Annotated in this window: 19 protein-coding genes and 1 other annotated feature; of the genes, 4 read left to right on the forward strand and 15 right to left on the reverse strand. The window is 38.2% G+C overall.

Going from position 1 to position 17,906, the window contains the following annotated elements; all coding sequences use genetic code 11:
• Positions 1-460 precede the first annotated feature (460 nt).
• The gene (locus BET01_RS19725) at positions 461-781 is read left to right on the forward strand and encodes a DMT family transporter (protein WP_120198586.1); all 321 of its coding nucleotides are present in this window, start codon (positions 461-463) and stop codon (positions 779-781) included.
• Between the two features lie 283 nt (positions 782-1,064).
• Here the strand turns inward: BET01_RS19725 and BET01_RS19730 are convergent, their stop codons facing one another.
• Both BET01_RS19730 and BET01_RS19735 read right to left on the reverse strand, forming a co-directional pair.
• The gene (locus BET01_RS19730; RefSeq protein WP_120198587.1) at positions 1,065-1,583 is read right to left on the reverse strand and encodes a GNAT family N-acetyltransferase; all 519 of its coding nucleotides are present in this window, start codon (positions 1,581-1,583) and stop codon (positions 1,065-1,067) included.
• 28 nt (positions 1,584-1,611) lie between these two features.
• A complete protein-coding gene (locus BET01_RS19735; RefSeq protein ID WP_120198588.1) occupies positions 1,612-2,064 on the reverse strand; it encodes a MarR family winged helix-turn-helix transcriptional regulator in 453 nt (150 codons plus the stop codon).
• Between the two features lie 324 nt (positions 2,065-2,388).
• Between BET01_RS19735 and BET01_RS19740 the strand changes: the two genes are divergently transcribed.
• Positions 2,389-2,946: an SOS response-associated peptidase gene (locus BET01_RS19740; protein ID WP_120198589.1), complete on the forward strand. Its 558-nt coding sequence runs from the start codon at positions 2,389-2,391 to the stop codon at positions 2,944-2,946.
• Positions 2,947-3,371: 425 nt separating this feature from the next.
• On the opposite strand, the gene BET01_RS19745 is transcribed toward BET01_RS19740, so the two are convergent.
• The 4 genes from BET01_RS19745 to infC form a co-directional block, all read right to left on the reverse strand.
• Positions 3,372-3,767: a RidA family protein gene (locus BET01_RS19745; protein WP_120198590.1), complete on the reverse strand. Its 396-nt coding sequence runs from the start codon at positions 3,765-3,767 to the stop codon at positions 3,372-3,374.
• 680 nt (positions 3,768-4,447) lie between these two features.
• Positions 4,448-4,804, reverse strand: coding sequence for a 50S ribosomal protein L20 (rplT, locus tag BET01_RS19750; protein ID WP_120198591.1), 357 nt, complete (start codon positions 4,802-4,804; stop codon positions 4,448-4,450).
• 29 nt (positions 4,805-4,833) lie between these two features.
• Complete coding sequence (gene rpmI / locus BET01_RS19755) at positions 4,834-5,031, reverse strand: 50S ribosomal protein L35 (RefSeq protein ID WP_013272956.1); 198 nt, start codon at positions 5,029-5,031, stop codon at positions 4,834-4,836.
• Positions 5,032-5,058: 27 nt separating this feature from the next.
• Positions 5,059-5,553: a translation initiation factor IF-3 gene (gene infC / locus BET01_RS19760; protein WP_120198592.1), complete on the reverse strand. Its 495-nt coding sequence runs from the start codon at positions 5,551-5,553 to the stop codon at positions 5,059-5,061.
• 351 nt (positions 5,554-5,904) lie between these two features.
• Between infC and BET01_RS19765 the strand changes: the two genes are divergently transcribed.
• Positions 5,905-6,318 (forward strand): EamA family transporter, encoded by a 414-nt coding sequence (locus tag BET01_RS19765; RefSeq protein ID WP_120198593.1) that lies wholly within the window; start codon positions 5,905-5,907, stop codon positions 6,316-6,318.
• 131 nt (positions 6,319-6,449) lie between these two features.
• Here the strand turns inward: BET01_RS19765 and BET01_RS19770 are convergent, their stop codons facing one another.
• From BET01_RS19770 to BET01_RS19805, 8 genes are all read right to left on the reverse strand, one after another.
• Positions 6,450-6,764, reverse strand: a complete 315-nt coding sequence (locus tag BET01_RS19770; RefSeq protein ID WP_120198594.1) for a DUF1540 domain-containing protein — start codon at positions 6,762-6,764, stop codon at positions 6,450-6,452.
• A gap of 119 nt (positions 6,765-6,883) precedes the next feature.
• Positions 6,884-8,845, reverse strand: coding sequence for a threonine--tRNA ligase (gene thrS, locus BET01_RS19775; protein ID WP_120198595.1), 1,962 nt, complete (start codon positions 8,843-8,845; stop codon positions 6,884-6,886).
• A 72-nt stretch (positions 8,846-8,917) separates the two neighbouring features.
• Positions 8,918-9,133 (reverse strand) — a binding site (T-box leader).
• 67 nt (positions 9,134-9,200) lie between these two features.
• On the reverse strand, positions 9,201-10,112 hold the full coding sequence (locus BET01_RS19780) for an AEC family transporter (protein ID WP_120198596.1): 912 nt from the start codon (positions 10,110-10,112) through the stop codon (positions 9,201-9,203).
• Between the two features lie 79 nt (positions 10,113-10,191).
• Positions 10,192-11,262, reverse strand: coding sequence for a branched-chain amino acid aminotransferase (locus BET01_RS19785; protein ID WP_120198597.1), 1,071 nt, complete (start codon positions 11,260-11,262; stop codon positions 10,192-10,194).
• A gap of 158 nt (positions 11,263-11,420) precedes the next feature.
• The gene (locus BET01_RS19790) at positions 11,421-12,809 is read right to left on the reverse strand and encodes an MATE family efflux transporter (RefSeq protein WP_120198598.1); all 1,389 of its coding nucleotides are present in this window, start codon (positions 12,807-12,809) and stop codon (positions 11,421-11,423) included.
• 232 nt (positions 12,810-13,041) lie between these two features.
• Positions 13,042-14,190, reverse strand: coding sequence for a lactaldehyde reductase (gene fucO / locus BET01_RS19795; RefSeq protein ID WP_120198599.1), 1,149 nt, complete (start codon positions 14,188-14,190; stop codon positions 13,042-13,044).
• Between the two features lie 163 nt (positions 14,191-14,353).
• A complete protein-coding gene (locus BET01_RS19800) occupies positions 14,354-14,923 on the reverse strand; it encodes a TetR/AcrR family transcriptional regulator C-terminal domain-containing protein (RefSeq protein ID WP_120198600.1) in 570 nt (189 codons plus the stop codon).
• A gap of 95 nt (positions 14,924-15,018) precedes the next feature.
• The gene (locus tag BET01_RS19805) at positions 15,019-15,699 is read right to left on the reverse strand and encodes a YoaK family protein (protein WP_120198601.1); all 681 of its coding nucleotides are present in this window, start codon (positions 15,697-15,699) and stop codon (positions 15,019-15,021) included.
• A gap of 184 nt (positions 15,700-15,883) precedes the next feature.
• Here BET01_RS19805 and BET01_RS19810 point away from each other — a divergent pair, with 184 nt between their 5' ends.
• Positions 15,884-17,314, forward strand: coding sequence for an MATE family efflux transporter (locus BET01_RS19810; protein WP_120198602.1), 1,431 nt, complete (start codon positions 15,884-15,886; stop codon positions 17,312-17,314).
• 66 nt (positions 17,315-17,380) lie between these two features.
• Here BET01_RS19810 and nrdG read toward each other — a convergent pair whose 3' ends face one another.
• On the reverse strand, positions 17,381-17,899 hold the full coding sequence (gene nrdG, locus BET01_RS19815; RefSeq protein ID WP_120198603.1) for an anaerobic ribonucleoside-triphosphate reductase activating protein: 519 nt from the start codon (positions 17,897-17,899) through the stop codon (positions 17,381-17,383).
• Between the last annotated feature and the right edge of the window lie 7 nt (positions 17,900-17,906).

Raw genomic sequence — 17,906 nt, forward strand, 5'->3', positions numbered from 1 at the left:
GCCTGTTTTATTTATACAATATATTCCGATCTATTTTGGCAGAAAAAAATGTTATCTTTCGTTTAATCATGCTCTTCCCTGCAGCTAACAGTCACGCTAGAAAACTGTTTATTCAGAGAGGAGCATAGTTTTTTTAATAGAAGATTGCATGGTCGAACCGCTATCTACACGAAGTGCCTGACCCGTCACATAGGAAGAGTCATTGCTTGCCAAATAAACATACGTGGTGGCAAGCCCAACTGTATTTACTCTGATTCCTTTTGATACCAGAGTACTATATTTTCTTTATTCAAATTCATAATAAAAACCGATTGACAAACTGTATTAGATAAATTATAATGAAGCAAATAAATAATAATATATTGCCGCCGGGCAATAAAGTAAGCATTCAGATATCATGTCGTTAGGCCATTGAAGACATGATATTTGAGTGTTTTTTCATTTATAGGAGGATATAAAAATGGCTTGGGTATTTTTGTTTATTGCAGGTATTTTTGAAGTATTATGGGCTACTTTACTAAAGCTATCCGATGGCTTCAGTAAAGTAGGATTTACCGTTGGTACTATTGTGGGAATGATAATTAGTTTCTTCTTTTTATCGCAGGCAACTAAAGTATTGCCTTTAGGTACTGCCTATGCAATATGGACCGGAATTGGAGCAATCGGAGCCACCATTGTTGGAGTACTTATTTTCAACGAGTCAATGACTCTGGCAAGAGGTTGTTTTGTCATCATGCTATTAGTGGGTATTATAGGTCTAAAATTTACATCAGCACATTAATTTACAGAAAAATCCGTTTAATTATATGCCGATGATCAGAATTTAGCCAATTTACATTTTTATGCTGAGAGTAAAAAGAATATCATGAATTCAAAAAAAGACGGTCATCAAATCTTTAATGCCGTCTTTTTATGTTGCCATCTTCTGATATTATAGCATTTAGGATTCATAATTAACTTTGTCTTCCTACGCAGAACGATATTTCTATGTAACATATGCAACATAGTTCTCGCACACTTATCTTCTATTTTTATAATTCCATGACCATATATCCTCATGTTAATTATACTAATGTTTTAATCATAATTATATCCGTCTGCTTCTCCTCTCCCATGCTAAAAGAATGGGCACCACTTGGGATAAATCCCATTCTTTTATAAAATGCTAGTGCATTGTGATTCTCCTCCCACACTCCAAGCCATATACATCTCTTATTAAGACTCTTGGCTACCTCGAAAGCTTTATGAATCAAATGTTCTCCAAGCTTTTTTCTTTGATATTTAGTCCTTATATAAATCCGTTCAATTTCAAATGCCTCGTCACCCATTCTTTCAGTTTGGGAATCATCTGTATTAATCTTCAAATATCCTGCAGTTTCGTTATTGTAACAGATAAAATAAAAATCCGAAAATTCATTAGCTAATTCTTCTTTAAGCTTCTCTGTACGAAACGCTTTATCAATATAGTTTTTTATGTTTTCAGGTGAATTCTGAGATTTAAATGTATCTACGAATGTTTCTATGCCTATTTCTTTAAGTTCATCTAAATTTTCATGGTTGATCTTTTTTATACTTATCGCCATAGTAATTTGCTGCTCCTTGATTAAAATATTAATATACTCTCTTTTTTCCTTTTTTCACATTTTTCCAGTCTACTTCAATATTCCTTCTGGCTCTGCACAATAGCTGATAGAACATTTCTGTTTCTTCTTGTGTAAATCCACCTAATGCAACCTGGTTAGAATGTGTATTCTCCCGGATAATAAAAGGAAAGGCATTTAAACCTTTATTCGTTGGATAAAGTTTCTTGATTTTTTTATTCTCTTCATCATTCTTTCTTACAATGAATCCATTGATCTCAAGCTTTCTGATTGCACGTGCTGCGGTGGCCCGGTCAACTTTTATTAAATCAGCTAATTTTTCCTGAATTATGCTTGGGTTTTCACAAATTCGGACAAGATATAAATATTGACCCTTGGTTAAATCAAGTTCCTTAAATTCTATATTGCTTATAGAATCCAGAGCTCTGGATATCATCCCGATTTCTCTTAAAATTTCTGCCATTATTTAATCTCCTGATCCTAGTGCAATTCTATATTTTTTATTATATATTATTATTATTGCAAATGCAACAAAATCATCTCTGCCATTTCTTACTAAACCTGCAATAACTGGCATATATAAAACATTTTACTATATTTTCATTCAACACAAAAATATATATGAGAGAGTCATGAGCACGATTTACACGAAATCAAACTTTTATGTTGTTAAATGTAATTTGATTATGGTACTATGATCATGTAACATGAATCAAACAACAAAAATAAGCCAATTCATATCTTGGATTGGGGAATTATAATATGTAGAGAAAGGCAATCAGATATCATGTGTGGTAGATACTATATAGAGATTGATAATGCAGAATTACGTTCTATTTTAGCTGAAGTTGAGAGAAATACAGCTATCAAGGGCGGCGAAATATATCCAACCAATATTGCCCCGGTATTATCTCCGGCAGGAACCATAACGACAATGCGCTGGGGCTTTCCAAAGTTTGATGGGAAAGGTGAAATAATTAATGCCCGAAGCGAAACGGCCGCAGACAAAAATATGTTCCGGCGTCCATTTATTGAGGGGCGTTGTCTGATACCAGCTAGCTGGTATTATGAATGGGAGAAACGTGGAGATAAGAAAGTAAAATATGCTTTTATGAATTCAAATAAAGACCCCGTATGGATGGCAGGGCTGTCTAAGACAGACTTAAATACAGGGATTTCCTATTATGTTGTTCTGACGCGTCCAGCCTGGTCAGGAATCTCATTTATCCACGACCGGATGCCAGTAATCTTACCAAAAGAAATTCATAAAGATTGGCTTTTCGGACACGATCCCATAACTACTATGAAGGGCGCCATAAATGAAGTCAGTTATGAATTGGCATAAGTATCACGTTTTTTATGTTTCCAAGATACTTTAAATATATTTCATAACCTTATCTCTGCTTGAGCTTCTTATCATGTCAAGCGCATCGGAACTCAATCGGATTTGTCCGAATAAGAAAGAGACGCCGTTAATGACCTCTCAATTGTTCTTATTATGAATCGTTATTACAATAACTGCCACTACTACGATTGCTATAATTAGTAAAATAATACTTGAAAATCCAAACATTGCACCCCTCCTTATTTCTTTACACTTACACGATTTAAGTAAGAAAAACACCTATCGAACCTTAGTCGATAGGCGTTCCCTAAAAGGAGAAAAACAAACAGGTTGGCGTCACAGTTTGAGATCTACTAAATACTTTTTAAAACAGCGACTACATCTTATTATAATAGAATATTTTTATCTATATATAAGGAATCAAATTATTTTGCCGCCCATATTTCAATTTCTAACTTTATCTCTTCTAATCCTAATGCATTTACATATGCAATAGTCATTGAAGGGGAGGGATCACCAAAGAAGTCATCATATACGTTATAAAAGTAATCCCAGTCAATCGTTTCTGTTGACCATATATTAACCTTAACGACATGATCTGGTGTTAAATCTATGCTCTTTAATAGATTAGATATATTTAAAAATGTATTGTTTACCTGTTGATTGAATTCATCCGGGAAGTTACCATCTATATCTGCTCCAACTTGTCCAGAAAAAGTGTAAAATGCTGCATGAGGCTCTATTTTTGTTATGTGAGTATATTTCCCCACTGCCCTGCTTACTCCTGAAGAATCTAATCGACTAACAACATTATTATTCATTTTAAAAAATCCTTTCTGTATTGAGATAAAATAATTTCTACCCCTATATATTGTTATATTATATAGTTATCCTTTGATAGAAATTTATTTATCGAAAACAGAAATGGAATGTTTATTATTTTCAATATTTTTATTATATAAGTACTTTTTCATTCCGGCACCTCCTGTGACACACATTATATCTATTAAAAATGATTTTGTCAACAAACCCAATAGACCCCTTAATCGAGAGTTCATTTTCTTGTTTTCGCAACACCACAGGAGAATCATATCAAAGCTTATAATTGTATTGTCACCCATCGGAAAAAGTTTGATTATTACTATCACTTAAAGAAAGTAGGTTTCCATGAAAAATTTCCTTAAATTCGAATGTTGCCCTCTAAGTATGTTTACGGTTTTTTTACTGGGTATAATTATTGGTTTTATCATATCTCCGATTAAGAAAGGCGTGTATTTCGGTAATAGAGATATTAATTATTGAGGGATATCCATTTACCCTACTTCAGCTACTCAATCAGTTAAAGCCAACCAAAGCATCTAAGTCCTTGGTGTAATTTAACGGCGTTTATAACATATGTGAATTGCCCCTATATTGCAAATCAAACTTCACTCATTTCTACCCATTTTAAGACGACAAAAAAACCTCGTAAACACGAGGTTTCCGAGGTCAATATATAAGATTAAGCCACTTTAGATTTTGCAAGTTCTGCTAACTTTGCAAAGCCTGCTGCGTCATTAACAGCCATGTCAGCTAATAATTTTCTATTCAAATCTACGCCAGCGATCTTTAATCCGTGCATAAATACACTATAGGATACGCCATTGATACGAGCTGCTGCATTAATACGAGCAATCCATAACTGTCTGAACTGTCTCTTTCTTTCTTTTCTGCCTGCATAGGAGCTAGTTAATGCTCTCATTACGGACTGTTTTGCTACTCTATACTGTTTGGAACGAGCGCCTCTGTAGCCTTTAGCCATTTTTAACACTCTATTATGTTTTTTCTTAGCGTTCATACCGCCTTTAATTCTTGCCATCGGTTTTTCCTCCTTCTTAACTTAAAATCTTATAGATATGGTAAGATTTTTTTCATTACTTTTGCGTTAGTTGCGTCTGTAACAATATCTTTTCTAAGGTTTCTTTTTCTCTTAGTTGATTTCTTAGTTAAGATGTGAGATTTGTAAGCTTTGTTTCTTACAAGCTTTCCTGTTCCTGTAACTTTAAAGCGCTTTGCAGCTGATTTGCTTGTTTTTAATTTAGGCATTGTATTTTCCTCCTTGATAATGTTTTATTAGCGTTTTGCGGATAAAAACATAACCATGCTTCTTCCTTCCACTTTAGACGGTTTGTCAATTGTAGCGATATCAGACAACTTCTCAGCGAAATCCTCTAAAATATATCTAGATTTTGACATGTGTGCCATCTCACGACCTCTGAAACGTAAGGTTACCTTAACTTTATCTCCCTTTTCGAGGAACTTCCTTGCGGCGCCCATCTTTGTGTTCAAATCGTTTGTATCAATATTAGGAGATAAACGAACTTCTTTCATTTCGATTACCTTCTGTTTCTTTTTAGCTTCTTTGTCTTTTCTTGCCAGCTCGTAACGATATTTTCCATAGTCAATTATCTTACAAACAGGTGGTTTCGCGGTCGGAGCAATCTTAACCAAGTCAAGCTCTGCTTCTTTTGCAAGTTGCATCGCATCTATGGTTGCCATAATTCCCAATTTTTCTCCGTTTTCACCAATCAACAGAATCTCTTTATCTCTGATCTGTTCATTAATCATTAAATCGCTAATAGTCGTGCACCTCCATAATATAGTGTGTGTTGGTCGGATTCACATTGCTTGCCAATAGGCATAAAAAAAAGTAGATAGACAACGCTATCCACCACCAAAGTCTCTACACAGTACACCTATGTATCAAAGGCTATGAACCAGGGACACTTACTCGTGCCGTGGTGAGGCGGATACCTACTTTCCTGTCTGTTGTTTCCACAACTTATATCATAATACAATAAAACCGACCTTTTGTCAATGTTTTTTTCATTTGCTTTGTGTGAAAGAAAATATGCTTGAAATACGTCTCACAAAAAGCTACCATCTAGTATGTGTAAATAATGAAAAGGAGATACTACTATGTGGTTTATTTTCGCAATCCTCTCTTCTATCTTTGCCGCTCTTACTTCTATTCTGGCAAAACTAGGGATCCAGCAAGTTAACTCAAATCTAGCTACTGCGATCAGAACTTTAGTGGTCGTAGTCATGGCATGGGGAATCGTATTTCTTACTGGCGGTACAAGTGGAATTTCAGCGATCAGTAGGAAAAGTTGGATTTTCTTAATCTTGTCCGGACTTGCTACGGGAGCTTCCTGGCTCTGCTATTATAAAGCACTCCAAATCGGCGAGGCTTCTAAGGTGGTTCCGGTTGACAAATTCAGCCTTGTTCTCACCATTCTTTTGGCATTTTTAATTCTTCACGAACAAATAACCTTACATAAACTAATAGGAATATTGCTTATCACGGCAGGAACCTTTGTAATGCTTCTATAACTAATGCAACGCTTCTATAACTAATGCAACGCTTCTACAACTAATGCAATACATATAATCTAGTATAATGCTTTTAATTAATCAAAAAAAGATGCGCCGGCAGCTATTCCTATCGCATCTTTTTTTCTTTTTTATCGAGTTTTAAATGTGGCACACTCAGTATGCTCCGACTGACTTGCTCCATCTCCTGCTATGCCAATATGTTCTGCTGAACAATGGCGTCCTTCATTATAGGTACAATTTACAGCTTCACAATCTACCTCTAGACGGCTTTCTGGGGTTTTGAACAGGTTGCGGAAGGAACCATCCTTGTTTTCATCAAAGCTGCCACAGCAGGTATCGTAGGTATCTTTTGCCTGAGACCCTTCTACAATAATAGCAGATTTACAACAGAAATTGTCAGAGTTGTGGAGACAATTCGTCACATTACAATCTAGTTTTGTCATAGCATATTTCCTCCTGGCATTCTTATTGAGATTTTCTTTCAGGAAGTAGTATGTGCAATGGGGAAGGAAACTATTCTCACGAATAATCTCCTTTCCCATTCCCTTTTATAACAAATTGTTTATTTTGCTTCTTCAACCACATTTACTTTTTTAATTTCTTTTGTACGAATTTCACGGCTGATATCATCCATAAAATCTGCCAATGGACGCTGTCCCTCGTCTCCGTTAAAGCGACTGCGGACGGATACTACGCCTTCCTCTTCTTCCTTCTGGCCTACAACCAGCATATAAGGAATCTTTGATAAACGGGCCTCACGAATCTTATAACCAATTTTTTCAGCACGCTCATCAATCGTTGCCAAAATTCCATTGTCTTTCAATTGAGAAACAACCTTCTTTGCGTAATCTTGATATTTCTCAGAAATAGGAAGTACACGTACCTGCTCTGGACATAACCAAGTAGGGAATGCGGCCTCATATTTTTCAATTAGCCAAGCAAGAGTTCTTTCATAACATCCAATTGATGTTCTATGAATGATAAATGGACGTTTCTTTGTTCCATCCTTATCAACGTAGCTCATATCGAACCGCTCTGCAAGGAACATATCAAGCTGGATGGTAATCATTGTATCTTCCTTACCGTACACATTCTTCGCCTGGATATCAAGCTTAGGGCCGTAGAATGCAGCTTCTCCTACTGCTTCTGTGTATTCAATTCCGATATGATCTAAAATCTTACGCATCATATCCTGAACTTCATCCCACATCTCTGCATTTCCCATATAGTGATCCGCTTTATCTGGATCCCACTTGGACATCTGATATGTTACATCTCCTTCAAGACCAAGAGTTGAAAGACAGTATTTTGCTAAATCCACACAACCTTTGAACTCTTCTTCAATCTGATCCGGACGAACGATCAGATGACCTTCTGAAATCGTAAACTGGCGGACACGTGTTAGTCCATGCATCTCTCCAGAATCTTCGTTACGGAACAACGTTGAAGTTTCACCGTATCTACAAGGAAGGTCACGATAGGATTTTTGACTTTGTTTGTATACATAATACTGGAATGGACATGTCATAGGACGAAGAGCAAATACTTCATCATCCTTTTCCTCATCACCTAAAACAAACATGCCTTCTTTATAGTGATCCCAGTGATCAGAAATAACATATAAATCTTTCTTAGCCATAAGAGGAGTCTTTGTTCTCATATAGCCACGCTTCTCTTCTTCATCTTCAATCCATCTTTGTAGTGTCTGAATGATCTTTGCGCCCTTTGGCATCATAAGAGGTAGACCCTGGCCAATAACATCAACGGTAGCGAAAAGCTCAAGATCCCTTCCCAGCTTATTGTGGTCACGGTTCTTAATGTTAGCTAAATACTCCAGGTACTCGTTTAACTCTTCCTTCTTTGAAAAAGCAGTTCCGTAGATACGTGTGAGCATGGCATTTTTTTCACTGCCTCTCCAGTAAGCGCCAGAGGAGGAAGTCAACTTAAAGGCTTTAATTGACTTTGTACTCATCAGGTGAGGACCTGCGCACAGATCAGTAAAATCGCCTTGGCGGTAGAAGGAAATCTCCTCGCCTTCTGGAAGATCCTGAATCAGTTCCACCTTATAAGGCTCACCTTTTTCTTCCATGAATTTGATAGCGTCTTCTCTTTTAAGGGTATAGCGTTCAATCTTTTCCCCTTCTTTAATAATCTTCTTCATCTCTGCTTCTATTTTATCAAGATCTTCTCTTGAAAAAGAAGGAATGTCAAAATCATAGTAATAACCATTTTCAATTGCTGGCCCAATGGCAAGTTTTGCTTCAGGGTAAAGTCTCTTAACTGCCTGAGCTAAAATGTGACTTGCTGTATGACGGTATGCAGAAAGTCCTGCCGGATCATTTACAGTTAAAATACTTAAATTGCAGTCGGTTGTTATAACTGTCCTTAAATCTACAACCTTTCCATCTATTTCGCCTGCACAGGCATTTCTAGCCAGGCCTTCGCTGATATCAGATGCGATCTCGATCACTGACATTTCATTTGCGTATTCTTTGATTGAACCATCTTTTAATGTAATCTTCATTTGCCCTACTCTCCTTTGCTTTGTTCATAATCTAATAAATAAAAAAAGTCCCTTCCCATATGTTTCCATACAGAAAGGGACGATTTAATCATAATAAATCGCGGTTCCACCCTAGATTGAGGGGACAATAATGTCCAAACCACTTCATTTGATGATAACGGAATCACCGTTCCCGATTAAGGGACGCTCCAAGATGGTTTTCTCATTACATTCCTGTAAAGCACTTTCACCAAATATGCTTCTCTCTGGACTTTCCTGCAATGATACTGTTCTTTTCAACGCGTTTCCAATATTGTTTTCTATGTTTTGATTATAGCATGGTTAAGCATTTTGTCAAGATACATGATAAAATTTCTTATAACAGTACAATCAGAGCAATTGTAATTGCAACGATACTGATGACGATAGACAGAGAGTTAATCGCACTCGCAGTTCCCACATCACCCTTTAATGCTCCCGTAAAAGCAGGTGCCACAGACGATACAGGACCAAGGCTTACAATAGCAAGAGCCCGGCGTATCTCGATGTCGAAGGGAGCCAAGAAATAAAATGCCACGGATACGAGAATTGCTATCAAATACCGGCCACTAAGAATCTGAATAATTTTAGCTAATTTTTCTTTTTCCATACGTATTTCAAATCCAATACCAAGCATCAATAACGCCAGAAAAGCATTGGCTCCTCCCGCTGTATCAGAAAGGCTGATAATGATAGCAGGCAGCTTAATATTTAATATGCTCAAAATCGTCATAATGACATAAGTATCAAAAGGTACAGAGGAAAAAAGTTTTTTTATCATCTTAAGTAGTGAAGGTTTTCCATCTTCACCGATTACCATTCCCGCTAAAGAATAGGTAAGACCTGTGCACATAACAGAATTGCCTGCATCGAAAAGACTCGTGACTGCAAACCCCACCGGACTTAAGAAGCTTTGGACGAAAGGCATAGTAAAATTACCCACATTGTATCCTGACATATTGAGCATTGCAAAGGCTTTGTCTTCTTTTCCCCGTTTTAAGTTCATGACATAACCTGCTACTATGGTCATTATATTACACAAAATTCCGATTATACAGATAAATAACAAAGATGTTTCCATCGTTATCTTGCTAAAATTAGAAATAATGGCTGCCGGAAGGGTAATTTTAATGACGATTCTGGAAATTAAATAAAAGTCTTTGGCTTCAAAAAAACCTGCTCTTTTAAGCAGATAGCCAATTATAATAATTGCAACAAACGCAACCGCTTTTGTAATCACTGCTGCCATACGTAACATCCTTTTTGCAAGTATTTCCCCAAAAGATTCCGGTGGTGCAAAATGCCCCACCGGATAAGTTTTTATGGATTTATTTTACTTCAACGATCCAGCCTTCTGGTCCGCTTATCTCTCCCAGCTGAATTCCGGTAATGGTATCGTAGAATTTCTGTGTCAGCTCTCCGATTTTACCTCCGCCAATTGGCATTCTGTCGTCTCCAAAACGAAGTTCTCCAACTGGTGAAATAACGGCTGCCGTACCCGTTCCAAAACATTCCTCCATGGTACCATTCTTCCCAGCTTTTACTATTTCATCAACTGAAATTTGTCTTTCCTCAACCGGAATGCCCCACTCTTTGCAGAGAGAAATTACGGAATTTCTAGTTACACCTGGAAGGATGCTGCCATTTAAATCAGGGGTTACTACCACTCCATTAATCTTAAAAAATATGTTCATGGCTCCAACTTCTTCAATGTATTTGCGGTGAACACCATCTAGCCAAAGAACCTGAGAATAACCTTCGTCATGAGCTTTTACCTGGGAAGCAAGGGAGGCTACATAGTTTCCACCTGTCTTTGCCTCACCAATTCCGCCCTTTACTGCTCTTACATATTCATCTTCAATCCATATTTTAACAGGATTGAGGCCACTTGCGTAATAAGCACCTACGGGAGATAATATGATCATGAACTTATAGGTATAGGAAGGTCTAACGCCCAAAAATGGATCGGTAGCGATCACGAATGGTCTGATATAAAGAGAGGTTCCTGGTTTTGTCGGAATCCAATCCTGATCAACATTTACCACTGCCTTTAAAGCATCTAGAAATACATCTTCCGGAATTTCTGGAATGCAAAGACGACTGTTGCTTCGGTTGGCACGCTCAATATTTTTATCCGGGCGAAACAGCAGTACTCTTTCATCTTCTGTCTTATAAGCTTTTAATCCCTCAAACATCTCTTGCCCGTAATGAAAGACCATACAGGACGGCTCCATCTCAAGCTTATGGTATGGTACAACTCTTGGATCATACCAGCCTTTTCCTACTTCGTAATCCATTTCAAACATGTGATCCGTAAAAATAGTGCCAAATGTTAAAGGATTGTCATTGCCTGGTTTTTCCTTGGGGCAAGTTGTTTTCTCGATTCTGATATTCTGCATGTTACTCTCTTCCTCTCCCTTACCGGCATATCTGTCAGTTTTATAATTGTTTATCATTATGTTCCAAAAAGCGCAGACTGTCAAGGAATTTCAGGGCATATGCTCTATCGAAATGGAATCAAAAGTATAACCCTAAGTTATATAAGTCAATCCAGCCCCTACAATGATCCAGTTACCGTTTGTTTCTGTTTCATTTTTCTGTCAAGCTCTCTCCAAACAGTAAAAAACATGGTTAAAAAGCAAGCTCCGCCTCCGATAACATTGGATATTGGCTCGGCCATAAAGACTCCTGAAGTTCCATTGGAAAGAAGTATGGGGAGTAGTATAATTAACGGAGCCACAATAATGACTTTTCTAAAAATCGAAAAGAACACCGCTTGCTTGGCTTTGCCTAACGCTACAAATATGGATTGACCAGCAAACTGCAGAGACATAAAAAAGAAACCAAAGTAATAAATACGCATGGCAGGGACTCCTGCCTGAATCACTTCAGGATCATGATTGAAAATACGGATAAAAAATTCTGGATAGCCATGAATCAGCCCCCAGACTGCCGTCGTATAGATAATAGGGATTACCGAAGTAAATACAATGGCCCGTTTGACTCTTCCATATTCCGATGCTCCATAGTTATACCCCATCACTGGTTGGGCACTGTTGGTTATTCCCCTGACTGGCATAGAAATAACTTCACGTATGGAATTGATGATGGTCATGACACCTACATATAGATCTCCTCCATACTGCTGAAGAGATACGTTGTACATGACTTGTACTACGCTATTGGTGACTGCCATTGTAAATCCAGACATACCAAGACTCATTATACTCCTGACCCGGTACTTATCCAACCGGAAGCAGGAATACTTTAGCTTTAATATTGCTTTCTTCCCTGTTAGAAATCTAACCGTCCAAACAGCAGAAAGAAATTGGGCGATTACAGTAGCAAGGGCAGCACCTCTAACCCCCATATCAAGGGTAAAAATAAAGATAGGATCTAAAATGATATTGACAACCGCTCCCATAAGCACTGTCATCATTCCGACAGTTCCAAATCCCTGGGAATTAATAAAGCTGTTCATACCAAGACCTACCATAACAAATATAGTTCCCAGAAGATAAATTTCTGCATATTGAGCCGCATATGGATAAGTAACATCGCTAGCCCCAAACATATAAAGAAGTGGTTTTTTAAAGATCAGGCCAAGTACGGTGAGTATGACACCAAAAGCAAGCATAAGAACAAAGGAATTTCCCATGATTTTCTCTGCTTCCTCTTCATTTCCTCTTCCCCGTTCAATGGAGCATAGAGGTGCACCACCCATGCCAAACAAATTTGCAAACGCCATTACAATTGACGTAATAGGAAGGCAAAGTCCCAGGCCAGTCAGTGCCAGTGTTGCATTATCAGGGATTCTCCCTATAAATATTCTGTCTATGATGCTGTAAAGAACGTTAATAAGCTGAGCCAATGTCATAGGAATTGCCAATTTCAATATGTTACCAACTATATTTCCTTGTGTAAAATCATTCTTTGAATTGCTCATTTGTCGATCGCCTTTCGGGTTACTCTACATACAGCTTTTATTTTCCCTCAATCATATCATTTGAACTTCATTTTTGCATCCAATTTTTCCTTAATATTTGTTTATATCTAGAAGAAAAAAGAGCCCAATTCATTGGCTGAAACGCCATGATTGGACTCCTATTTATATTCCTATAAAAGCCTGTGAATAAGTAGTTCCTTTGGTCCAGGAAAGGCTAAGAACAAACACTTCTTTACATGAGTGATTGATAGAGGCTAATGATATCTTCTAGGCTGGCTTCCCTTGGGTTTCCGGGAGCACAGGCATCTGCCACTGCTGATTCTGCAAGGAATTTAACATCTTCCTCTTTCACGATATCCTTTAGATCAGCAGGAATTCCCACGTCAGAGGAGAGCTGTCTCACGGCCTCAACTGCTGCATCTCGATACTCCTCGCTGGTCATGCTTTTCGTATGTTTCACTCCCATCGCCTTTGCGATATCCCGGTATTTCTCACCTGTTTCACTGGCATTAAATGCCATAACCGTTGGCAGCAAAATGGCATTTCCAACACCGTGGGGAGTATCATATACCGCTCCCAGTGCGTGGGCCATGGAATGCACAATACCAAGGCCGCAATTGGAAAATCCCATGCCTGTGATGTACTGGCCCAATGCCATTCCTTCTCTGCCCTCAGATGAATTTTCCACGGCACCTCTTAAGCTGTTTGCAATCAACTCTACGGCTTTTAAATTAAACATATCTGTAATAGGATTGGCACCCTTTGTAAGATAACCTTCAATCGCATGAGTCAAAGCATCCATACCAGTCGCTGCAGTTAACCCCTTTGGCATAGTGGCCATCATATCTGGATCTACAACGGCAACTACAGGAATATCATGAGGATCCACACATACAAATTTACGTTTTTTCTCTACATCCGTAATAACGTAGTTGATGGTAACTTCCGCTGCAGTACCTGCGGTGGTTGGCACAGCAATCATTGGTACACTTGGGTTTTTGGTAGGGGCCACTCCCTCCAGACTTCTTACATCGGAAAACTCTGGATTTGCGACGATAATGCCAATTGCTTTTGAAGTATCTATAGAGGAACCTCCGCCAATGGCAATAATATAATCGGCTCCTGACTTTTTATATGCTTCCACTCCACTTATCACATTCTCAATGGTGGGATTTGGCTTGATATCAGAAAAAATTTCATAATCCATTCCGTTGTCTTCCAGAATTTTAGTAACCTTAGAAGTAACATGGAATTTAATTAAATCTGGATCAGAAGAAACAAATGCTTTTTTAAAACCTCTTTTTTTCACCTCTCCTGGGATCTCCAAAATAGCCCCGGCACCGTGATAGGATGTCTCATTTAATACAATTCTGCTTACCATGATTATCTCTCCTTTTTACTGTTTTCCCTTTACAAACGTCTAGTATTTCTGTTATTATTTTAACAAAATATGGCAAAAAAATAAAGTTACAATCCTGATATAATGTAACATATGTTACATTATATCAGGATTGTAACTTTTCTTCTGTCTATTATTCCAATAATTATACTAGCCCCGCTTCGGCAAATACAGTTTTTAGTCCGGGAGGCATAGCCTCAGTTAAGCTCTGTGCCATCTCTCTTGGAGTTTGCTTCATGCCAGATAAAACCCATTTAACCGTCATATAAACGGATCCCTGGCAGTACATCTCTAAAAGAAATTGTATGTCTTTGGAAAGGGGTTCCTTCCTTTTTCGAGTCACAAGCTCTGTATAAAAGCTCATAATCAGCTCAAAATCATGTTCCTTTAAAGAATTATAATCATCAGAACGAAATGCCTCTGTAAAGAAAATTTGTTCTTTTTTGATGAACTCAAATTTCTCACATAGACTTTGACACACCGTCTTATCTACCCCGATTTGGGCAAAGGATTCTAAAACTAGCTTATCAAAATACCAGTTTATCAGATCATACTTGTCCTTAAAATTCCGATAAAATGTTTGCCTAGTCATCCCACATCCGTCAACAATGTTTTGGACCGTGATTTTATCCACATGTCTTGTTTTCATGCACTCCTTTACAGAATCTGCCAGACGATATTTGGTTTTCTCTGTTTTATTATGATTCTCTGCCATACTTCGACCCAGCCCTCTCACTATTATGGTTTATTTTACCATAAATTTGGCAGTATGGAAATACAAACCTAGATACAATGCCGGATAAAATCCAGTTAACCTACATTTTCTTTTCCTTCTACAAACATGAGCAGAAACGCGACAATCAACAAGCCACTAGAAAACCAGATGGTTTTTTCAGCAAAAAACGGAGTCAAATAACAACCAGCCGCCGCTCCTATGGCAAAGAATAAAATAATTCCATAATAATGGATACTTTTTTCCAGACTTTCTTTGTCCTTTGTTTGGCGGTAATGGTAAAGCATCTCCGTAGCACTTCTTAAATTTCCGATGCACATGGTGCTTGCATAAGCATTTCCTTTGATCTTTCGAAAGGTCTGTACCTGCATGGCGCAGACAAAGGAAATGGTAATATTGGCGACTGTATCCATAGAATGAGGAAAAAAACCTACAGAAAACAGCATCAGTATCTCGATTAATATAACCACCTGCCTCCAGTGAATGTGTTTATATTCTTTAAAAAGCCCGCGTATTGTTTCTGAAACATAGATTCCGGTCACAAAGGCCAGAACTGGTAACAGATACCGAAAGGCCGTGTTCCAGTCCCCATCCATGATATGATATCCCATGATCACAATATTTCCAGTTTGTGCATTGGCAAAGACCTTATCTCGGAAATAATATGTGTAGGCATCCTGAAAGCCACCGGAAAGCGTAAGAAGTAATGCGGTAGGCACCGACTCTGACACTTGTCCCCTAACCCATTCTTTTATCATTTGTATCACCAGCCTTTCAGTAGTTTAATATACCACACTTCTTATTTAATGGGAACTTGGAATTCCAAAATGACAAATTTCCTGTAGTTCTGATCAAATATGGCATTTTATTCGTATCTTTTACTACTTATATGATTTATGCTTATTTACACATAAGATTAGATTGTACAAAAGGAGAAAAAACATGTCACCCAAAGCAACTTTATCCGCCAAGGATGAAAAATTCCGTCATTTTGCATTAAACGATAACATATGGAAAGTCGTCCTTTACGTGGGTGCCCCTCTGGCCTTATATCAGAGCCTAAACCAGCTTTTTAAAATATTTGACGCTATGATGGCAGCTCATATCAGTGCAACTTCTGTTTCAGCGGTTGCCTACTTATCCCAAATTAACATGACCTTATCTGCTTTAGGAGGCGGCCTAGCCATTGGTTCCAGTCTAAAGATCAGCGAGGCATATGGAGCCGGAGATTTTGAACTAGTGAAAAAACGGGTTAGTAGTCTGTTTGCCATGTGCGGCATACTAGGCGCAGTCATCTTGCTGATCCTTATTCCTGCCGCCCCTCAGTTTCTTAAGCTTGCTCGCACCCCTGAGAGTTTTATTTCAGAAGGAACTCAGTATTTTCGCTTGGAACTGGTTGGCATGGTAATCAGTTTTTTTAACAATGTCTACATGTCGATTGAACGGGCCAGAGGAAATTCCAAAAGAATCTTGCAACTTAACATGGGCGTTATTGCCGTTAAGCTGTCCTTGACCGCATTGTTTGTATACGTATTGCATGGGGGAATTAATATGATTTCTATCGCAACTATTATATCCCAATGCCTTCTTCTGGCAGCAGCCATCGTGAATCTGAATCAGAAGGATAATGCCTTTGGATTTTCTATTCGCAGCATCAGTTTAAAAGCTGTCGTTACAAAGCCCATGATTGTCCTTTCCATTCCGGTTATGATAGAAAAAGTGGCTTTCTCTTTTGGAAAGGTTATCATAAATTCTATGAGCACGATATATAATGCCTTAACAGTAGGTGCCCTGGGGATATCCAACAACATCGGCGGCATTACCACTATGCCTCAGATGGGATTTCAGGAAGGAGGTTCTGCCATCATCAGCCAGAGCATGGGCGCAGGAAAACCAAAACGTGCAATTAAGGCCTTTGGCTGTATCTTGCTCATTAATATTATGCTTGGCGCTGTACTCATGTCCTTATCTTTATTGTTTCTAAAGCAGATCAGCGGATTGTTTGCAGGAGATGACGTGGAATTTGGTAACATGATAGCTTCCATCTACCGCTATGAAGCATACGGTGCCATTCCTCTTGGGATTAACTCTTCCGTACTCGCCCTTTTGTATGGATTTGGAAAAACTAAAATCACTCTTACTATCAACTTCTGCCGAGTATTTATATTCCGAGTCCCCATTCTCTGGCTTTTACAAAATTTTACGAACCTTGGAAGCGTTAGCTTAGGAATTGTTATGGCAATCAGCAATACCGCTACCGGTTTAATGGCTCTTATCATCGGTATTATAGAGATACGCAGGATCTGTCGGCAATATCAAATATCCTTTTCTCGATTTCCTTTAAATAGAGAAACAATATTTCAAAATAAATGACTTTATAACTTATAAAAAGCAGGACGTACTTCCTGGCCTTCTGGCCCTCGGTAGCACGTCCTGCTTTTATTCCCACAACACTATTTCCCCCAATGAAAGGGATTCTGAAACTTTGATTATTCTTTGATTGGATGATCCTTTAAAGCGTAGCTTTAAATCTTTATTCTCCAGTTGGAATTTCCCGTCTACCATGACATCAAAACAAGAAAGCAGTCTATTTGTCTCTGGCAGACGTAAATTCATATCCCCTGTGATATCCCTATCAAAATCATACCCAGTATAACACCAGATGGTCTTTTCCGGAAAACGTTTTTTTATCTTTTCCACAAGGGGTACAAGGGCCTTTTGGTTTTCTGGATGCATAGGCTCTCCTCCCAAAAGAGTGAAACCTGTAATATAGGTGTGATCCAGATATCCAAGTATGGTTTCTATGGTCTCGTCTGTAAATTCCTGACCATATTGAAAGTCCCATGCCTCTGCATTAAAGCAGCCCTCACAGTAGTGGGTACAGCCGCTTACGAACAAAGAAACTCTTATTCCCGGTCCGTTAGCCACATCCGTAGGTTTTATGGTGGCGTATTTCATAACCTAC

This window comes from Lacrimispora algidixylanolytica, from assembly GCF_003609635.1.
GTDB lineage: Bacteria > Bacillota > Clostridia > Lachnospirales > Lachnospiraceae > Lacrimispora > Lacrimispora algidixylanolytica.

Coding starts and splice junctions, on each gene's coding strand:
- BET01_RS19790 (WP_120198598.1), bottom strand. CDS start 12,809: ATGAGCAATTCAAAGAATGATTTTACACAAGGAAATATAGTTGGTAAC.
- BET01_RS19785 (WP_120198597.1), bottom strand. CDS start 11,262: ATGCAGAATATCAGAATCGAGAAAACAACTTGCCCCAAGGAAAAACCA.
- BET01_RS19745 (WP_120198590.1), bottom strand. CDS start 3,767: ATGAATAATAATGTTGTTAGTCGATTAGATTCTTCAGGAGTAAGCAGG.
- BET01_RS19740 (WP_120198589.1), top strand. CDS start 2,389: ATGTGTGGTAGATACTATATAGAGATTGATAATGCAGAATTACGTTCT.
- rplT (WP_120198591.1), bottom strand. CDS start 4,804: ATGGCAAGAATTAAAGGCGGTATGAACGCTAAGAAAAAACATAATAGA.
- BET01_RS19725 (WP_120198586.1), top strand. CDS start 461: ATGGCTTGGGTATTTTTGTTTATTGCAGGTATTTTTGAAGTATTATGG.
- infC (WP_120198592.1), bottom strand. CDS start 5,553: ATGATTAATGAACAGATCAGAGATAAAGAGATTCTGTTGATTGGTGAA.
- BET01_RS19770 (WP_120198594.1), bottom strand. CDS start 6,764: ATGACAAAACTAGATTGTAATGTGACGAATTGTCTCCACAACTCTGAC.
- nrdG (WP_120198603.1), bottom strand. CDS start 17,899: ATGAAATACGCCACCATAAAACCTACGGATGTGGCTAACGGACCGGGA.
- BET01_RS19810 (WP_120198602.1), top strand. CDS start 15,884: ATGTCACCCAAAGCAACTTTATCCGCCAAGGATGAAAAATTCCGTCAT.
- rpmI (WP_013272956.1), bottom strand. CDS start 5,031: ATGCCTAAATTAAAAACAAGCAAATCAGCTGCAAAGCGCTTTAAAGTT.
- BET01_RS19730 (WP_120198587.1), bottom strand. CDS start 1,583: ATGGCGATAAGTATAAAAAAGATCAACCATGAAAATTTAGATGAACTT.
- fucO (WP_120198599.1), bottom strand. CDS start 14,190: ATGGTAAGCAGAATTGTATTAAATGAGACATCCTATCACGGTGCCGGG.
- BET01_RS19800 (WP_120198600.1), bottom strand. CDS start 14,923: ATGGCAGAGAATCATAATAAAACAGAGAAAACCAAATATCGTCTGGCA.
- thrS (WP_120198595.1), bottom strand. CDS start 8,845: ATGAAGATTACATTAAAAGATGGTTCAATCAAAGAATACGCAAATGAA.
- BET01_RS19735 (WP_120198588.1), bottom strand. CDS start 2,064: ATGGCAGAAATTTTAAGAGAAATCGGGATGATATCCAGAGCTCTGGAT.
- BET01_RS19765 (WP_120198593.1), top strand. CDS start 5,905: ATGTGGTTTATTTTCGCAATCCTCTCTTCTATCTTTGCCGCTCTTACT.
- BET01_RS19780 (WP_120198596.1), bottom strand. CDS start 10,112: ATGGCAGCAGTGATTACAAAAGCGGTTGCGTTTGTTGCAATTATTATA.
- BET01_RS19805 (WP_120198601.1), bottom strand. CDS start 15,699: ATGATAAAAGAATGGGTTAGGGGACAAGTGTCAGAGTCGGTGCCTACC.